Source organism: Vibrio sp. 10N.222.49.C9 (assembly GCF_041474985.1).
GTDB lineage: Bacteria > Pseudomonadota > Gammaproteobacteria > Enterobacterales > Vibrionaceae > Vibrio > Vibrio crassostreae_C.
Window position 1 is genome coordinate 1 of record NZ_JBFRVD010000011.1, and the last position, 221, is coordinate 221.

The 221-nt window shown below is 49.3% G+C and carries 1 protein-coding gene; it reads right to left on the reverse strand.

Annotated features, from left to right (window positions below; all coding sequences use genetic code 11):
• Positions 1-221, reverse strand: a 221-nt coding sequence (locus AB4585_RS04295) for a hypothetical protein (protein ID WP_372169365.1), incomplete at both ends; no start/stop codon positions are given.

Here is a 221-nt window from a genome sequence, read left to right on the forward strand (position 1 = left end):
GTATCGAGGTTATTTGGTGTCGTAGCGTGATTGAGAGGGCCAAGCAAGGTAAACGTATAAGCACCGTCATCAGTCAGCACTAATGTGAAGATTGGCGTCCCACCTGGGTCAGTTGCCCCTTGGTAGGTAGTCGTGTTAGTGGCACCTGTGATCTCAGTGATCTTAATACCTTCATTGCCCGACGATAGCGTCGCTTCTAGCGTTGAGATATTGCGTAGTTC